The 18,573-nt window shown below is 49.4% G+C and carries 12 protein-coding genes, 1 tRNA gene and 2 pseudogenes; 13 read left to right on the top strand and 2 right to left on the bottom strand.

All coding sequences use genetic code 11. The features are described 5' to 3' along the window. The 12 genes and pseudogenes from FDW94_RS13755 to FDW94_RS13695 all read left to right on the top strand — a co-directional run. Positions 1–611, top strand: a 611-nt coding sequence (locus FDW94_RS13755) for an SUMF1/EgtB/PvdO family nonheme iron enzyme (RefSeq protein ID WP_137377743.1), incomplete at its 5' end; no start/stop codon positions are given. After that, positions 608–928 (top strand): annotated as a pseudogene (locus FDW94_RS13750) (SUMF1/EgtB/PvdO family nonheme iron enzyme); the annotation flags it as partial. The gene FDW94_RS13755 and the pseudogene FDW94_RS13750, both read left to right, overlap by 4 nt. 111 nt (positions 929–1,039) lie before the next feature. After that, complete coding sequence (locus tag FDW94_RS13745; protein WP_137377737.1) at positions 1,040–1,306, top strand: PAAR domain-containing protein; 267 nt, start codon at positions 1,040–1,042, stop codon at positions 1,304–1,306. Between the two features lie 4 nt (positions 1,307–1,310). Further along, positions 1,311–2,495 (top strand): hypothetical protein, encoded by a 1,185-nt coding sequence (locus FDW94_RS13740; RefSeq protein WP_137377736.1) that lies wholly within the window; start codon positions 1,311–1,313, stop codon positions 2,493–2,495. Continuing rightward, the gene (locus FDW94_RS13735) at positions 2,467–5,853 is read left to right on the top strand and encodes an ImcF-related family protein (protein ID WP_137377735.1); all 3,387 of its coding nucleotides are present in this window, start codon (positions 2,467–2,469) and stop codon (positions 5,851–5,853) included. The genes FDW94_RS13740 and FDW94_RS13735 overlap by 29 nt, the downstream gene beginning before the upstream one ends. Further along, positions 5,850–7,448 carry a type VI secretion system protein TssA gene (gene tssA, locus FDW94_RS13730; protein ID WP_137377734.1) on the top strand — a complete coding sequence of 533 codons (1,599 nt, stop codon included), beginning with the start codon at positions 5,850–5,852 and terminating at the stop codon, positions 7,446–7,448. The genes FDW94_RS13735 and tssA overlap by 4 nt, the downstream gene beginning before the upstream one ends. Before the next feature lie 22 nt (positions 7,449–7,470). Then, positions 7,471–9,237, top strand: coding sequence for a type VI secretion system baseplate subunit TssF (tssF, locus tag FDW94_RS13725; protein ID WP_137377733.1), 1,767 nt, complete (start codon positions 7,471–7,473; stop codon positions 9,235–9,237). Continuing rightward, positions 9,198–10,286 carry a type VI secretion system baseplate subunit TssG gene (gene tssG / locus FDW94_RS13720; RefSeq protein WP_137377732.1) on the top strand — a complete coding sequence of 363 codons (1,089 nt, stop codon included), beginning with the start codon at positions 9,198–9,200 and terminating at the stop codon, positions 10,284–10,286. The genes tssF and tssG overlap by 40 nt, the downstream gene beginning before the upstream one ends. Then, positions 10,261–10,794, top strand: a complete 534-nt coding sequence (gene tssJ / locus FDW94_RS13715) for a type VI secretion system lipoprotein TssJ (RefSeq protein WP_137377731.1) — start codon at positions 10,261–10,263, stop codon at positions 10,792–10,794. The genes tssG and tssJ overlap by 26 nt, the downstream gene beginning before the upstream one ends. Further along, positions 10,794–11,237, top strand: a pseudogene (tssE, locus tag FDW94_RS13710) (type VI secretion system baseplate subunit TssE). Before tssJ ends, tssE begins: the two are co-directional and overlap by 1 nt. Continuing rightward, positions 11,155–12,579: a VasL domain-containing protein gene (locus FDW94_RS13705; RefSeq protein WP_249358488.1), complete on the top strand. Its 1,425-nt coding sequence runs from the start codon at positions 11,155–11,157 to the stop codon at positions 12,577–12,579. The pseudogene tssE and the gene FDW94_RS13705 overlap by 83 nt, the downstream one beginning before the upstream one ends. Before the next feature lie 840 nt (positions 12,580–13,419). Further along, positions 13,420–14,466 carry a hypothetical protein gene (locus FDW94_RS13695; protein WP_137377729.1) on the top strand — a complete coding sequence of 349 codons (1,047 nt, stop codon included), beginning with the start codon at positions 13,420–13,422 and terminating at the stop codon, positions 14,464–14,466. 616 nt (positions 14,467–15,082) lie between these two features. On the opposite strand, the gene FDW94_RS13690 is transcribed toward FDW94_RS13695, so the two are convergent. Together FDW94_RS13690 and FDW94_RS13685 are read right to left on the bottom strand one after the other, a co-directional pair. Further along, positions 15,083–15,158 (bottom strand) — tRNA-Phe (locus FDW94_RS13690). A gap of 105 nt (positions 15,159–15,263) precedes the next feature. Next, positions 15,264–15,971: a DUF554 domain-containing protein gene (locus tag FDW94_RS13685; protein WP_048215570.1), complete on the bottom strand. Its 708-nt coding sequence runs from the start codon at positions 15,969–15,971 to the stop codon at positions 15,264–15,266. 468 nt (positions 15,972–16,439) lie between these two features. Between FDW94_RS13685 and FDW94_RS13680 the strand changes: the two genes are divergently transcribed. Further along, positions 16,440–18,573: ornithine decarboxylase (locus FDW94_RS13680; protein WP_137377742.1), on the top strand; the 2,134-nt coding region annotated here is incomplete at its 3' end.

Raw genomic sequence — 18,573 nt, 5'->3', positions numbered from 1 at the left:
ATAAAGATTATAATGAGTATATTAAAATCACCCAAGGCAAAAAGCTTACTTATATTTTTGATGGGAAGTTACTGGCGGATGACGTTCCCGTCAGCGTCCCCTGGCAGATGGCCAAAGACTACTGCCTGTGGCTGGGTAAAATGTCGGGTAAACGGGTGGATTTACCCACTGAAGCGCAGTGGGAATACGCGGCCCGCTCCCGGGGACAGTATTTGCCCTATGCCACCAGTAACGGAAAAATAGAGCGCGGAGTCAATGTTCCCACCTTTGATGAAAGAGCAAAAATGAATGGTGTAGGGATATCGATTTACCCGGTCGGGAAATATCCCCCCAATCCACTGGGATTGTATGACATGGGACTAAGCGGTGATGAATGGGCTAATGACTGGTATGCGGCGGACTACTATGCACACTCGCCGGTTGATAACCCGCAGGGACCGGGGACCGGCGACAGGAAGGTTATGAGGGGATATTCAGGAGGAGATTATCAGTATGCCCTGACCATGTTTCGCAAGTCGAACCTCCCTTCCCCACTTTTTGACGGGCATAAAGCAGAAGATGACCAATTTCCTCCCAATTTTGGCTTTCGCTGTGTGGTGAATAACGGATGACGGCGCATATTCTGAAACTTCTTACCCCGGGAATATTTATTCTGGCGCTGACCGGTTGTGATAACAGCACCAGTGCGGAAAACCAGCAGCTCACGCAGGCGCTGGTGAAGCGCTCGCTGGATAATATGGTCCCGGTCGCGGGCGGTGAGTTTTTAATGGGGGACTTCGGTCCGCTGATTTGGGAAAAACTGCCCTTCAGCATGAACCAGGATGATAAATACCTGCATAAGGTCAGGCTGAGTGACTTTATGATTGGCAAATATAAGGTCACGCATAAAGATTATAATGAGTATATTAAAATCACCCATCGGAAAAAACTCGTTTATCTTTATTAAGTGAAGGCTGTACTTTGAAGAAGAAAGTGGCTGGCTTTTTTTGATGTTTTTTATTAATTGTCTATTTGTTTTCTTTTTTTACTGGAGTGAAATATGTCAAAAGGTTTTGTTTTGCTTGGTGATAAAACAACTCATGGTGGAAGTGTAATATCGGCATCTTCCACCATGCTTGTTCAAGGAAAAACAGTGGTGCTTCTGGGTGATATGGTCAGTTGCCCGATACCATTCCATGGTGTTAATCCTATTATTGAAGGTTCGCCAGAATGGTTTTCTGATGGTAAGCCGATAGTTGTCGATGGATGCCACAGTTTGTGTGGATGTCAGGTTATTTCAAGTGCGCCGGAAGCATCAATAGGATGAAACCATGGGCTGGGAACGCCATAGAATTATCACGCCCATACCTCCTGAACCTCTTTCTCTCTGGCGATGGATACTGGCTGGTGTATTATCAGTAATAGTAAGTGTCTTATTTTTTGTATTGCATGCAACAGAGCATCTGTTTTTTATTAATGATGTCAATATCTGGCTGATTTCAATTTTTCCAGTTTTCCTGTGGTTAATAATTGCTAGTGTTAGAGCATATTTATATGGGCGGGCGCTTGAATATTATGAATTTTTGCAAAAAGAAATATTGATTTCTCAGCGTGAATGGCAGTCCTGGGGACAGCGCTCTATTGTCGTGATGAATAGCTGCATATTGTTACCAGAGAAAATTACCGTTTCGTTTATTGCAGGTAATCCCACAAATATTGAGAATAAATGTGGTTTAGCTCATCGTATTGACTATTTGCCTAATGTCAAAAATCAAGACAATGCAGTGACTGTTTTGCTGAACAGTATTGCTGAATCTCTGAGTATATTACCGATAGCCATTCCTTTGCATGTAACACTCATCACCGATGGTTCAACGGAAGAACGGCATTTACTGCAAAATAACTTTCATAGCATCTGGCAGATGACTTTCCCTAGCAGGCCACAACCTTCCTCTGTACGAGTGGAAATGGAGTTTCCTTTTTATCGACTGGAAGCGAACCTGAAAAATGCAGAAGTCAGGAGCGATCTTGTTCTGGTTTTACAATTTAACGGGCATCAGAATTATTCTGATGGAATGGCTGTCTTTCTTTTAACCAGCGATGACGTAGCGCGTATTTATGGGTTCAACGGTAAGTGCTATTTTCTACGTCCAATGCCTCTGGATAAAGCGTGTTTACCTCAAGATTTAACCACTTTTTTTACTACTCAGGTAAGCGCGATAAATACAAAAAACATTGTGTCTGATGGTCAGTTAATTGATTTGTTGAGTGTGCAACTCTATCCAATTGGTCACAATCATGGCGCTCATTGGCAGGTTGAAAACAAAATTATTCTTGAAAGATTTATGGGGATCCCCGGTCCATTTTCCGGTTGGCTATGCGCTGGCGTGGCGGCTGATATGTCAAAGCATAACTTAGAGTCATATTTAGTCGTTTCTGTTCAGGAAGAACAATTATATATCTGCACCGTTTTACCCTGGAGTAATAATGAATACGACAAGCCATCTGTGGCGTAGGGGAAGTCTGCTTGTTTTAATTGTGGCATTTTTAGCGGGGCTGACATGGCTGATTAGGAGCTATGGTGATCTCCTGGGGGCTGATTCACTTACGAAAAAAGTCATCTTAGGTATATTGACGGTAATTTTGATTATTTTTGTTCGCTGGTATCCACTTATCAACATTTATGCCAAGGAGCACCTTTTTCGGGTAAAAGAGGAAAACGATAGAGTTTTTCCAGACAAGGAATCCCGAATAGAGGAACCGCCCTCCGGGAATATGCTGATAGGGGAAATTCGTGATGTACTCAAGGTATATTACAGTTATCGCTGGCGCGCCAAAACGCGTCTCCTGCTGGTGATGGGGGATGCCTCCCAGGTTGATCAATTAGTACCTAAACTCACCTCTCAACGCTGGGTTGAAGGGGATGGCGTGGTGTTAATCTGGGGAGGTACGCTCACTGAAGCGCCAGATGCCTCGTTGTTTGATGCGATACGCAAGCTGCATCGGCGTCCGCTGGATGGGATTGTATGGGTAACCCCCACTTTTCAGCACCAGGATACACTGGTTCAATCGGCACCTGTTGTCTCTTTAACCGCAGAACAAATTGATAATGCCGCCCGCCATCTTCAGGCTGTTTTTACCACGCTCCGCTGGCGAGTACCGTTATACCTTTGGTCGCTGCATGGCACTCAATTCGTCCGGGATGACGTAACCCTGCACTCTGCGACATGTTTGTTCCCTGCAGGATGCACCACGGCTTTATGTCGTTCGCAGTTGACCTCGCTGGCAATGCAGATGGCGGAGCAGGGTACGCAGCAGGTTACGCGCAATATCCGTGATAACTTCTTACTGAAAATGGCTAATTTGCTGATGCCTGGCGCAGAAGCTATCAGCGAATCGTTGTCCACTTTTTTCAGCCCGCATCGGCCTCTGCCGCTGGCGGCGGTAATCCTGAGCCAGTATGCGGAAAATACTTCATCGCACGTCGCGCATGCCTGGATGCGTGATGAGCGCTGGCGTGCGCTGCTTGATTCACTCCCTGCGTTACCTGCTGAACTTAAGGCACAGCGTACAGGCCGTTCAGGGATGCGCGTGCTGGCAGTCGGTACAGCCGGTTTGATGCTGCTATGGGGAGCGGGAATGGTGGTGTCTTTCCTGGCGAATCGCAATCTGATTGGCGAAAGTCTGGACCAGGCGAGCCTGGCAGGGGGTGCGGATAAACCGCTCGCCGAGCGTCTTACGGCGCTGTCTGCTCTGCAGCAAACGCCAGGCATGCTTCGCTGGCGTCAGCAGAATGGGACGCCGTGGTACTACCGCTTCGGCTTAAGCCAAAATGATGCTCTGCTGGATGCGCTATGGCCACGTTATACGCGTATCGCTATTCCGCTCCTGCGTGATGAAGCCGCCCAACATCTTACCCAGGAATTAACGGCGTTAACCCGACTGGCTCCAGACAGCCCGCAGTTTGCCGCCCAGGCAAAGATCGCCTACAACCAGTTGAAAATGTATCTGATGCTTTCCCGGCCTGAACAGATGGAGGCGTCATTTTTTAGTCAGGCGCTGATGCAAGACTGGCCGGAGCGAGCGGGTATTTCGCGCGCATCATGGCAGGGCGTTGGCCCTGTGCTCTGGCAATTCTGGGGAGAGAACCTTCAGGCGCATCCTGAATGGAAGATAGCAGCCGATAAAAATCTTATTAGCCAGGTGCGAACGCTGTTAATTCGTCAGATGGGGATCCGCAATGGCGAAGCCGCCCTGTATCAGAAAATCATTGAACAGGTAACGCCGCATTACACCGATCTTCGTTTGGAAGACATGACCGGCGATACCCGGGCAGAGCACGTATTTTATACCCACAGTTCGGTTGCTGGCGTGTATACCCGCAAAGCCTGGGAAGAGGAGATTTTGCCCGCCATTGAGAAAATCGTAAACAACCGTCGGGAAGAAATGGATCAGGTGCTGGGAGATGATACGCATTCTGCAAGTGACCCTCTCTCTCCACAGGCCTTAAAGGTGCGTCTTAGCGAGCGTTACTTTACGGATTTTGCCGACAACTGGCTGGATTTTCTCAACAGTATTCGCTGGAAGCGCACCCAGACGCTAAGTGATGCTATCGATCAACTCACGTTGATTGCAGATATCCGTCAGTCTCCTCTGGTTGCGTTAATGAATACGCTCGCCGTTCAGGGACGCACAGGGTTAACCGGAGAAGCGCTGTCGGACTCACTGGTGAAGTCGGCAAAGGATCTATTTAACACCAAAGAAAATCAAACCATTGACCAACATGCGCGGGAAGAAGGCCCTATGGCGAGTACCTTCTTGCCAATCCTGGCATTAATGGATGAACAATCGGCTGGGCAGGATATCAGTCATCTGAGTCTGCAAACCTACCTGACCCGGGTAACGCAGGTCAGGCTGAAACTCCAACAAATTACTAACGCTGCCGATCCGCAGGGAATGAGTCAGGCGCTGGCGCAAACGGTGTTTCAGGGTAAAACCGTCGATCTCACCACCACGCGTGACTATGGCAATCTGGTGGCTGCCAGTCTGGGGCAAGCATGGAGTGGATTTGGTCAAACGATGTTTGTACAGCCGCTGGAGCAGTCATGGCAGCAGGTGTTGCAACCAACCGCGGCGGGCCTGAATGCGCAATGGAAGGCGCTGATTGTGAATGACTGGAACAGCGCATTCGGCGGACGTTATCCGTTTCGCGATGTTGGCAGTGAGGCTTCTCTGCCGCTGCTGGCGCAATATCTGCGAAGCGATAACGGGCGAATCCCGCATTTTCTCGAAAGTCATTTAAGCGGTGTGTTGCATAAACAGGGAAGTCACTGGGTTGCCGACACGGTGAATGCTCAGGGGCTGGAGTTTAATCCGGCGTTCATTGAGGCAATGGATCAGCTCAGTCAAATTGCGGATGTCGCATTTATTCGTGGGGAAGCCGGGATGCGTTTTGAATTGCGTCCTGGAACGGCGCGCGACGTGATGCAGACTGACCTCGTGCTGGATGGACAGAAACTCACCTACGTTAATCAGATGCCAGCGTGGAAAAATGTTGTCTGGCCTGCTGATACGCAAGCGTCAGGGGCAACCCTAAGCTGGGTGAGCACCAAAACGGGAACCCGAATCTACTCAGATAACCCCGGTACCTGGGGGTGGATCCGACTGCTTGAGAAAGCGGAGATAACCGATAACGCTGGCGTGAGTAGCGGTTTTAACCTGCGCTGGACTGCGCAGGATGGATTGCCGCTGAACTATACCCTGCGAACGGAAGCCGGTGAAGGTCCCCTTGTATTACTCAAACTCCGCGATTTTGAACTACCAGAAGCAATTTTTGTTGTAAGCGGCAATATTTCCTCAGAGGAAGAAGAATGAGCGCTCTGAAACGTCTACTGGCTGCCAGCACGGCTTCGCCAGATGAACAACAGCAACTAATGGAACAGGCGCAAACGCAGACTACGCTATGGAAAAACTGGCTATTGCCCATTTCAGCAGCCAACCCCGGTGGTGAAGATCCTGGCTATGACGATGATTTTCAGCGCATGCGAGAGGAGGTGAATAAACTTTCTGGCGCACAAACGGATCTCATCATTGAGCTTGCGGAAAAACTTCTGATCACCACCTGTAAGGATGTCCGTGTTGTCACTTACTACACATGGGCACGTTTGTATCAGGATGGTGAGCCCGGCCTGGCGGATGGTCTGATTTTGCTGGCTGGCCTGATGCAACAATATGGCGATTCTCTCCATCCCTTAAGAGCCAACAGCCATAAAGCTGCTCTTGAATGGCTGGCAGGCGGGCGGATGCTGGATAGTCTGGCGCGTTTTCCCGAAGTTTCACGACCTGACGCGCAACGGATCGCCGGTGCGCTGATGCTGCTGGAGCAGCAGTTTAGCCAGCGAGAGGAGAGTATTCGTCCTGGGCTTGGGGCGCTCTATAGCGCGCTGGAGAACCGTCTGGCCCAATCTGGCGGGGCTCAGGCATTGGTGCCGCAAAATATCAGTACCCAAGCCAGTAGGCACAGCGCAGAAACTCCTGTCCTTAAAAGTATTGCCTCTGGCCGTGAGCTGCTGGAGCAGGCGCGGGTGTTGGCGAAATACTTAAGCGATCAGCCGGATGGCTGGCTGGCGGCGCATCATTTGATGAAAAGCGTGCGGCTCGATACGGTCAGCCAGCTTCCACCGCCAGATGGCGCCGGACGTACGCGCCTGGTGCCGCCCAAGAGTGATTATCGCGCGCAGCTCAAACGTCTCTATTTGCAGCAAAGTTGGACTGAACTGATTGAGTTAACGGACAGCTTATTTGTTGAGGCAGTGAATCATTTCTGGCTGGACGTGCAGTGGTACCTTCATCAGGCATTAACAAGAGCGGGATCGCCATGGGATAAAAATGCCGGGATTATTATCAGCGATCTGAAAATGCTGCTGCATCGGATGCCGGGGCTGGAAACGCTGGCGTTTAACGATGGGACTCCCTTTGCAGATGATGTCACGCGTGAGTGGATAGCCCGTGACGTGCTACAGGAAAGTGACTGGCAGATGGAAAAAATCGCTGCGGCTAGTGCAGGAGCGGACGACGATATTCTGCTACTTGAAAGCGAAGCTTTGACGTTAGCGGATAGCGAAGGCGTTGAAGCCGCGCTCGCCTGGGTTCAGGCACGACCAGGTATTGTTTCACGTCGACAGCGTTGGTTACGCCAGCTGTTGATGGCCCGTCTGACAGAACAATGTGGGCGCAACGATCTCGCGCTGCATTTGCTTGGGGAATTGAATACTACAGCACACTCTCTCACTCTCAAACAATGGGAGCCTGAGCTGCTGTTTGAAGTTAAAGCGCGACGGCTGAAACTTTTGCGTTTAAAAGCCAACCGCAGTGAAAGTGACAAAGCGCGTCTGGCACCAGAGATGGACTCACTGTTGTCCGGTTTGGTCGCCATTGATCCCGCCAGAGCCGCCGTTTTGTGCGGTTAAAACAAAATAAGCGAACTGTAAAATGGAAGATTTAACTCTGCGTTATTATGACGCGGAAATGCGTTATTTAAGGGAAGCGGCAAAAGAGTTTGCGCAGGCGCATCCGGATCGTGCAGCGATGCTGGATCTGGATAAAGCCGGCATTCCCGATCCCTATGTGGAACGGTTATTTGAAGGTTTTGCATTTTCAATGGGGCGATTGCGCGCCAAAATAGACGATCATCTCCCTGAATTTACCGAAGGGTTGATGAGTCTGCTGTGGCCACATTATTTACGTACCATTCCCTCCTTAAGTATTGTCGAGCTTTTACCTGATATTGATGTGCTGAAAATGAGCGAGCGGATTAACGCGAGGTTTGGCGTATTGTCACAGCCCGTTGGCCCTAAAAAAACGGTATGTCAGTATCGTACTACCCAGCCCGTCACGCTCAATCCGCTGTCTGTCGCGGCGGTGAATATTGATGCCGAACCTGATGGGCGCTCGGTCATCCGTCTACAAATAAAGTGCAATCCACAGATGGACTGGTCGCAAACCGATCTGACGCGTCTCAGCCTTTACCTCAGCGGTGACGCGCCGGTAACCCACGCGCTGCACCTGGCTTTGACAAAGCGTCTGGCTTCTCTTTATTTGAGACTCCCCAACAGCGTAGAACGTATTCGACTGGAGGGTTTCTTTTCCCCGGGTGGATTTGCCGATGAAGACAGTTTGTGGCCAAAAGGCGATACGGCGTTTGGCGGCTGGCAATTATTGCTTGAGTATTTTACGTTCCGCGAAAAATTTATGTTTGTCCATCTTAACGGTCTGGAAAAAATATCGTTTCCTGAGGGTATAGACTGCTTTGAAATAGAAGCGGTACTGACTCAACAGTGGGATTCTGAGCTTCCTGTGCGGAGTGAAAACATTCGTCTTCATTGTGTTCCGGTTATTAATCTTTTCACTATCGAAGCCGATCCGCTGGTAGTTAATGGTCTGGAAAGCGAATATTTGTTGCGTCCGCGAAGGTTGCAAGATGGCCACACGGAAATTTATGCAGTCGATGCGGTTTCAGGATCACAGCGAACGCGTAACGCCGTTTATGCCCCTTTCACCAGTTTTCGCCACAAGGGAGGCATGATGCGCCGTAACGCACCCGAGCGTTATTACCATACTCGTGTCAGACGCGGCGTATCCGGGTTGTATGATACATGGCTGATCCTCGGCGGAGGTGCCTGGGAGCGGGATCGCCTTGCTGAGTATGAAACCTTGTCTTTGAAAGTGACCGGAACAAACGGTCAGCTACCGCGGCGAGCTTTGCAAAGTACATTGCTCAATCGTTGTGAGCAGATCCTCCAGACACCGCTTGCCGTGCGCAATCTGTCTAAACCGACGCTACCTGCTTACCCTCCCGCTGAGGATCGTTTTCACTGGCGAGTGTTGAGTCACCTGGGATCCAGCTTTCTGAATATGATGGCCAGCGCTGAAGTGCTCAAAGGAACGTTGTCTCTCTATAACTGGCAGGATGATGAACTTAATTATCGTCGTCTGGATGCGATCATGGATGTTCAACAACATGAAATACAGCGCTTTGAAAAAGGATTTCTACTCCGTGGTGTGGACATCGAAGTAACGCTTGATGACAACGGATTTACAGGCAAAGGCGATATTCATCTGTGTGGTGAAATGCTTAACCGCTTTTTTGCATTGTATGCGGATATTCATTTGTTTAATCAGCTTACTTTAATCATACAGCCGGCAGGGAAAAGCTTGCGATGGAAAGAGAATCACAATCAGCGACTACCCGGTTGCTAACGAGCCTTGGCGAACACCTGCCCCGTACTAATTTTTATCGTTTCTGTCAGTTGCTGGAACAGTGGGATCCACAAGCGCCCTGTCCCGGAAGCCAACAAAGCCCACGTTTCGATACTATTCGTTTTCGCCCTCATCCGGGGATGGGATTCCCGGCGGGTGAACTAAAAAGTGCAGAATATGATCCGCAGCAACCCACACTTCCACCAACGGTTCGTGTCACTTTTATGGGGCTGTATGGCGTGGAATCGCCGCTGCCGACAACCTATCAGGATGATATTGCCCAGCGTCAGGAAGGTGCGGACGTTGCCGCTGAGTTTCTGGATATTTTTAACCATCGCTTAATTACGCAGTTTTATCGAATCTGGCGTAAATACAGCTATCCAGCGACTTTTCGCTCAGGCGCGACAGATGAGACTTCACAATATTTGCTGGGGTTGACTGGGCTGGGAATTCAGGGGTGCGCCACACAAACAGCTACCCCGATATCGCGCTTTTTGGCGCTGCTGGGAATAATGAGAATGCCAACGCGTACGGCAGAAGGTATATCCGCGCTGGTTTCTTTATTATCGCCAACAACAAATACCACCGTGACCCCTCATGATAAACGCTTAATCCTGCTGGATAAGGCGTTAAAAATGAGTGTGCGGCAACCCATTAGCCTCCATTCTCGTCCGGTGATGGGACGTAGCGCCGTAGATATTAACAGTCAGGTGCTAATTACGCTTACAACGGACGTTCCCGATGAAGCTCGCGAATGGTTACCGGGTGGCCAGCTTTACCATGATTTTCTCGCGCTGATGCATGTTTATTTAGGTGCCAGAGTGAATGCGAGGCTGCAATTACGCATTCCTCGATCGGTGCTTCCGGATGCTCATCTTACCAGTAATAAAAGCGAGCACGCAGTTCAGCTTGGCCGCACGGCTGTGATGCGTCTGGATAACCAGAAAGCGAAGAATCAATTTATAACAATTAAGCTTGGGCTTTGGCAGAGCCTTACTCAACATGTTCAACGGAGGGAAGCCGATGAGACTGGCGATTATCGCTATTAATTTTGCCGTAATAACCGGAATGGTCAGTTTAGTTACTGGGTGTGGTCTGACACAAAAAGTATCTGAAGGTACCGTGTCATTAACGAAGTCGATTTTTTATAAGGAAATTAAAACCCTGCATTTGGATCTTTCCGCCAGAGAAGCTGCAAATAAAAATGCGCAGGGCATAGCGCTTTCGACGGTCGTGCGTATTTACCAACTCAAAGATCGAAAAGCATTTGACTCGGCTAATTATCAGTCCTTATTTGCGCAAGATAGTACGGTGGCGAAAGCAGATTTATTGGCTCAGAGAGATGTTCGGGTACGACCTGGTGAAAGCGTAACTGTCGATATTCCATTCGAAAACGAAGCGCAATATGTTGCCGTGGCGGGAATGTTTATTTCTCCCGATCAGTCTGAAGATTCATGGCGTGTGGTATTACGTCGTGAAGATCTCGATCCTGATAAGGCGCGAGTGATTGAATTAAATTCTCAGGCTCTGGTTCTCCTGATGCCGGAGGATGAGTAATGATTAAACAGCCTTCTCTTTATGACATCTTGCTGGGTAATTTTTCCGGTGGTTTTCCTTTGCACGCAGTCAGCGAAAATACGCAGGTCATCTTGTCCGTCCTCGATAATATGCAGCGCATTTTGAATACTCGTGCCGGTAGCCTCAAACATTTACCCGATTATGGTCTGCCGGATATGACCAAAATCCTCTAGGGTATGCCGGGAACAGCACATCAGCTTATCAGCACGCTTTCTCAGGTTTTGTTGAAGTATGAACCGCGACTAAAAGACATTCAGGTAACGATGCAGGAGCAGGAAATGCCAGGGCATTTGCGTTATTCCATTGATGCGGAACTTCATGATCTTGGCATTGTGCGCTATGGCACTGATTTTACCCCTGAGGGGCGGGTTCTTATTCGTCATCTTAAGAAGCAGGGGTGGCTTGAGACGGGAGTGTACTGACATGGAAAAGAATCGCATCAGCACCGGCGGCGATCCGCGTGCTTTCACGGAGTTTGGTCAGTTACGTGATGAAATCAGCAAGCTGACTCACCCCGCACGCCCGGACGTTGACTGGCAAAAAGTGGAACAGTTAAGCCTGGCGCTGTTTCGTCATAACGGAGTCGAACTGCAAACACTGGCCTGGTATACCGTCGCCAGAATTCGTAGCGCAGGTCTGGCTGGGCTGGCCGAAAGCGCTGAACTGCTGGAGGCATTACTGACGCATCACTGGAGCGTAATATGGCCGCAGCAAACCCATGCCCGCGTTGAAATATTGGCATGGCTGTCAGCTCGTTTACAGCAAGAATTACGCACGCTAACGTTGTCATATGCAGATTTATCGATGGTGTATCGGGTTGAGCAGAGTCTGAAACATGTCTGTGAGGTGCTGCAACGCCTTGAGTTAAAATCGTTAAGTAAACTAGACGCTGTCGTTACCTGGATGCATAACGCAGCTTTACGCCTGGAGAAGTCTGAAGCGGATTCGGGATCCACCGCTGTGATGATACCGGCTTCAGTTACGACTAATCACGCTGAGACGTCTTTGCCACAGTTGGTCTTTGTGGTTAATGAGGCATCGTCGCCCGATCAATCAAGCGCAGCGGAGTTTGCTACTCAAAGCGTTCATCGACCCCGGCGAATGTGGGTGGGATTCACCATCGGTGTCATGGTTACGGCAGTGGTGAGTACAGGCGCTTTTCTTGGTATCAGCCCTATGTGGGCCGACAGATTTGAACTCGTTCAGCCATTGCCACGGGGGCTAACACCTGAACAATTGTCCACATTGAAACATTCCTCAGATTTGAAGGAGAAGAAACAGGAATTAATCGCCGCAACGCAAGGGCAATTGGACGTTTTACATCGCCTGTCACCTTTGTGGTCAAGAGAATATGCAGCATCATTAGCACAGCAGTTAGTCACCCTGTGGCCGGAAGAATCGCAGACTACGGTATTCGCCAGCGGATTACAGAAACAGTTAAACACGGAAGCGTTGCCGGAAAGTGCTCTGCAAAACTGGCATCATGCCCAGCAGGGGCTGGAGGCGTTAACTGCCCAGCTAAATTCACTTGATGAACGTAAAGGTAAATATCTGACGGGTTCGGAGCTGAAATCAGCCATTTTCACTATCCGCCGCCAGCTTGACCAATCGCCGCCGACAGAAGAGTTATTGCGTCAAATTGATGAGGAGTTAAAAAAGCAGGGAAGTGTATCACCCGCTTTGTATCAGCAACTCGATATGCGGATTAATCAGCTTCTTAATCGTTATGCGTTGTTGAAACAAAGTTCGGTGAAGAGAGAATAGTGACTATTCGCCAAAAGCAAAAACCCGCCTTTTGGGCGGGTTCTTTAAATGAGTGCTGCCTGGACTCGGACTAACGCTGTAAGCGTTGAACAGCGCGCTTGTCGCGCTGGCCCCGAAGGGGTGAGCCGCTGGCGGCGAATAATCGAACCAAGGACACGGGGATTTTCAATCCCTTTAAAAAAGACAAAAGAAGAGACAAAGACAAAACATTTTTACTGAATCACATTGGGCAAAATGTTCCATATTGGCTCGAAATGGCCAATGTCGATTAAAACATGAGCTGCTCAAGTCTACCAGAAACCAACCATAACTGAGTGAGCCAGGTTTTTCGGGTCATGTATGCAATACGTTGATAGCCATGCAGAGCACCCGACTTTTTGGGGGGATTTGTTGAAGCAAAATGCCGGTTTTGTAGGGTACGTTTACCAACCGCGGGCATTACCAGTGAGTTGCTAGTCAACACTTTGGATACTTGACCTACGATACAGATCAGAGAACACAGGTAGCATCGCAAAAATGGACGATGCCGCTGAGGGACTGGCGTATGGCAATGAGCCGCTTTATTGTCTAGTTCGGTGACCGCGTAGACGGTCACTTTTGAGAAAAGGCATTTACACACAATTATGTACAGGCCCTATTTTGGGATTTTGGGTATGTCAAAATTTTGTCAGAGCATCATGTTGAAGCAATTATCCCACTTGCTCGCACCTTCCCTCGATTGAATGCGATCTATACTCCAATTCGGGTTGCGTATTGTAATGTCATTCACCACATTGAATACACGGCCCCAGTTCGCCCCTTTCGGGGCCATGCCTTACCAAAATAATCAAGAGGTGATTCATGGTCTTGCAAAACTTAAGAAATGCCTTCGGCAGTTCGATTAAGGCGATTTGCATCCGTTGCCACGTAAAATACTGCTACTTTATTGTCGCTATTCTACTATTCGGATTGTCATTCGCAGCTAAAGCAGATGAGGAGGTGGATCGATATCCGGTATGGCTACCGCAATGGCTTTGGGATGTTCCCGAATATGCTTATTTGCTAACTCCAGAAAACACCATACTGTTGCGCCAAAAAATTAATACAGCGTCGACACTTGCCGAAAAGGTTCCTGACTCAAAAGCCTTAGATGCAGCGGAACAAGATGCTACAAGTTCGATTGCAAGAATGTTTAGCACACGAGACTTTACCGCTGACTCGTTTATTTCCAGAAATCAACTTTCTGGAATATCACTAGCAGTCCGGATTGATCCGATGTTTTCAGATGAGGCAAAAGAGACTATCAAGAAGGGAGTCGACCGCTACCTAGAGGTTGCTCTTGACCCCAAGGTTATAGAAATTGCATTCAATCGTTCAACAAACATGCCTACTCCTGCGCCCATTAAGTATGAAATGGAGAAAAACGCTCCAAAACTTGACGAACTTGGGCGCCAAATTTTTACAGAAAACTATGCATTTATGGTGAGACAGCGCGTGCAACCCCTTGACACTAAACAGTTCACTGAGCACCTACGAGGAGCGCTTCATGTTTCAAATGGAGATCCAAGACTCCTTGTTATTTCTCAATACACAACTCAGATCTGGTGGGGTTCATCTTACTACAACTATTTCGACAATCCGATAAAAAATCTTGGGCGAGACACAACTGCCCAGGGCTTTCTATATATTAGATTGAACTCTGATAAGCTCAAAGAACCTACGGAGGGATGGAACGATCCAGACTTCTGGGCTTCGAAAATTGGCCATGAAATACTTCACAACCTTGGTTATTGGCACCCGGCATATACTTCGATTGAGGAGCGAGACCAAAATAACAAAGGAAATAGCTGGGCTTTCATCTACTCATATGAGAAAGCCGTATACGATAAACTCAAGGGAAAAATTTAAAAAACCACTAAACCGCCAAACAATACAGAAACAAATAACAACAGTTGGGCATTGTAGAATAAATCAGATTTTGAGCCAATGTCCCTGAAATAAGACCGGTTCTCAGGCAATCCGCACACTTTTGCCGGGATCTCAAAAAATGCCTGGAACTAAAACGGATCTATTTACACCGTCACTAACATCACTTACTGGAGGCTTAGCAGTGGCTGGTGAACGTTGGTTGAAGGAGTGCTCATAGCAGATTTTATTGAGAACCGTGAACAAGGCCGGGAATCCATTCCGGGATTGTGAGGGGTTGAGCAAGCCTACCGGCGCGGTAGTGTTTTGCACACATCAGAAGCGATGCTGTTTGTCTTCTCCTGACCGGACAAAGACCGGATGCTGCCTCGCTGTGATCAATTCACTAGTAGGTATACCTAGTGGAAATAGTATTTATTGGCAGAGTGAATACCTGCAGACGTTGGCACAGTGACCGGAAGGGTAGGGCGTAGCTAAAGGGAGATGCTCAGGTGGGGTTCAAGAGGTAAAGCAGTGGCATCAGTAGCTGAGACGACCAGAAATCCCCCGGAACCCCAGAAAGCAAAAAACCAGCCCTAAGACTGGTTTTTCTAAATAGTGGTGCCCGGACTCGGAATCGAACCAAGGACACGGGGATTTTCAATCCCCTGCTCTACCGACTGAGCTATCCGGGCAACGAGGCGCATTAAAACCGATTCGCTTCGTTTCGTCAACGAAATTTCTTCAAATCAACGCAGACTGCACAATCTATCACCACATTGTTGCTATTGCACGCATTCTCAGGCAAAAAATGCCGTCCACGCGGCGGAAAGCGGCATTGCCAGCAGAAGGGCAGGAAGCATATTCACAACCGCAAACATTTTGATTCCACAAATACGTAAACCGGTTGCCAACAACAGTAGCCCACCTACGGCGCTGAAATCGGCCATCATGGCTGGCGTCGTTAGGGGCAAAATCATTGCTGCGCAGGTGGCAAGCGTTAGCTGGATTGCCAGCATTGGTACACAAATTGCCGATACCGCGATACCTAATGAACAGGCAAAAATGATGGCCGTGAAGAAATCAAGAAACGACTTGGCGATTAAAATATTCGGATCGCCGGTCATTCCTTCATGTATCGCCCCGAAGATCCCGGTACCACTGGCGCAAAATAGCACGATGATGGCCACATAGCTCTGGATGAAGGATTCGTGCGTGGTGTTGGCATCCGACCGGGTGAAAAGCTGCTGCGCTTTGGCAACCGCGGTATTGATCCCTTTTTCCAGATAACAGAACTCACCAATTAATGCACCGACCAACGTAGCCAGGACCATCACCGGTAGGTTAGCGCATTTGATAACCAGCAAAATACCAATTCCCAAAGAGCACAATCCGAATATGGAGGTCATGGAGGCACGAATGCGTTCCGGTAAATGCTGGCTGAGTAGTGCGCCGAGAACACCACCAAATAAAATGGCACCAGCATTAATAAAGGGTCCAATTACCACGTTTGCTCCTGCATACCCATTATCGTCTTGATGCTAAAGGCAATTCTCTGGGTAAAATATGTTTTCAGATTGCATTATTATGCCGCGATTGACAGACGAAATGCTTGTTTATCTGTGAGGTTCAGGCTCCGGATTTTATCTTGCGCCTGAAAGTGAAAGGTGCCATGATTGCGCGAATTTTCTCCTGTCTGAATGGGGCTGCCTGGGATGATATTACTCCCCCTACATCGCCTTCAACATCGCCTTTTTGCGCGACGTTTGCCCCTTCCTGCGACTTATCTTTACGCTCCCACCATGCGGTGAGGGCAGCGCACGCTCACTGCAGGATAACAGTAAAATCAGAGGCTATCTGCTTTTACTGATGTCTGGCGGTCGGGGCTGGTAACCAGTTTGACCTGTCATTTCGTGGGCAAAGCAATATGGCTTTGTCCGGGACTTTTGATTTTCCCGAAACGGGTTATTGCGCTTATGAAATCAATGAAAATTGCCGCCAGTGGAGAACTGGTTTCTCGTCTGTCCAGCCATCGTCAGGTGGTGTCGCTGGACAGTACTGATTTTACTGACGTTGCGGCAGTCGTCATTACCGTTGCGGATAGCCGCAGCGGGATCCTTGCTTTGCTGAAACGCACCGGTTTTCATATACCCGTGTTTCTGTTCGCAGAGTCGGATGTTGATCTGCCGGCGGGCGTGAATGCGGTCATTCGCGGTCAGGCGCAGGACTGGCTGGAACTGGAGTCTGCTGCCTGTCAGTATGAAGAAGATTTGCTGCCGCCGTTCTATGACACGTTGACTCAGTATGTCGAGATGGGGAACAGCACATTTGCCTGCCCAGGACATCAACACGGTGAGTTCTTTAAAAAGCATCCCGCGGGGCGCCATTTCTACGAGTTCTTTGGCGAGAATCTGTTTCGCGCGGATATGTGCAACGCCGACGTTAAGCTTGGCGATCTGCTGATTCATGAAGGCTCGGCGAAACATGCGCAGAAATTTGCCGCGAAAGTTTTCCACGCGGATAAAACCTACTTTGTGCTGAACGGGACCTCTGCGGCCAATAAAGTAGTAACCAATGCGCTGCTGACGCGCGGCGATCTGGTGCTGTTTGACCGTAATAACCATAAGTCGAACCACCACGGTGCGCTGATCCAGGCGGGTGCGACGCCGGTGTATCTGGAAGCGGCGCGTAATCCGTTTGGCTTTATTGGCGGTATTGACGAGCACTGCTTTGATGAGGAGTACCTGCGCCAGCAACTTCGCGAGGTTGCGCCGCAAAAGGCCGATCAACCGCGCCCGTTCCGTCTGGCGATCATTCAGCTCGGCACCTATGACGGTACGATCTACAACGCCCGGCAGGTGATCGACAAGATCGGTCATCTGTGTGATTACATCCTATTTGACTCTGCATGGGTCGGTTACGAGCAATTTATTCCGATGATGGCCGATGGGTCACCGCTGCTGTTGGATCTCGATGCTAACGATCCGGGGATCTTTGTCACCCAGTCGGTACACAAACAGCAGGCCGGATTCTCGCAAACTTCGCAGATCCACAAAAAGGATAACCATATTCGCGGTCAGGCGCGGTTCTGCCCGCATAAGCGTCTGAATAATGCATTTATGCTGCATGCTTCTACCAGTCCGTTTTACCCGCTGTTTGCGGCGCTGGATGTTAACGCCAAAATCCATGAAGGCGAGAGCGGCCGTCGGCTATGGGCGGAGTGTGTGACGCTGGGCATTGAGGCCCGTAAAGCGATACTTACCCGCTGTAAGATGATTCAGCCGTTTATTCCCCCGGTAGTTGATGGCAAACCGTGGGAAAGCTATACGACGCAGGTGATTGCCAGCGAGCGCCGCTTCTTTAGCTTTGAACCAGGTGCTAAATGGCATGGTTTTTCCGGCTACGCGCGCGACCAGTATTTCGTCGATCCTTGCAAACTGCTGTTAACCACTCCGGGCATTGACGCACAAACCGGGCAATATACCGAGTTTGGTATTCCGGCGACGATTCTGGCGCATTACCTGCGTGAAAACGGCATCGTACCGGAGAAATGCGACCTTAACTCGATTCTGTTCCTGCTGACCCCGGCAGAAAGCGCAGAGAAACTGGCGCAACTGGTGGCGATGCTGGCGCAGTTTGAGCAGCATATTGAAGACGATACGCCGCTGGCAGATGTGCTGCCCACTATCTTCAACAAGTATCCGGTACGCTATCGGGATTACACGCTGCGTGAACTGTGCCAGGAGATGCACTCACTGTACGTCAGCTTTGATGTGAAAGATCTGCAAAAAGCGATGTTCCGTCAGGAAAGTTTACCTGCCGTGGCGATGAACCCACAGGATGCGAACAGCGCTTTTATCCGTGGTGATGTTGAACTGGTGCGGATTAGTGAAGCAGCTGGCCGCATTGCGGCGGAAGGTGCGCTGCCTTATCCTCCGGGCGTGCTGTGCGTGGTACCGGGCGAAGTATGGGGTGGGGCGGTACAGCAATATTTCCTGGCGCTGGAAGAGGGCGTAAACCTGCTGCCAGGCTTCTCGCCGGAGCTGCAAGGAGTTTACAGTGAAACGGATGCAGACGGTATTAAGCGTCTGTATGGATATGTGGTGAAGT

This window comes from Citrobacter sp. wls757 (assembly GCF_005280935.1).
GTDB lineage: Bacteria > Pseudomonadota > Gammaproteobacteria > Enterobacterales > Enterobacteriaceae > Citrobacter > Citrobacter portucalensis.
This window is presented reverse-complemented; position numbering and strand designations above follow the sequence as displayed.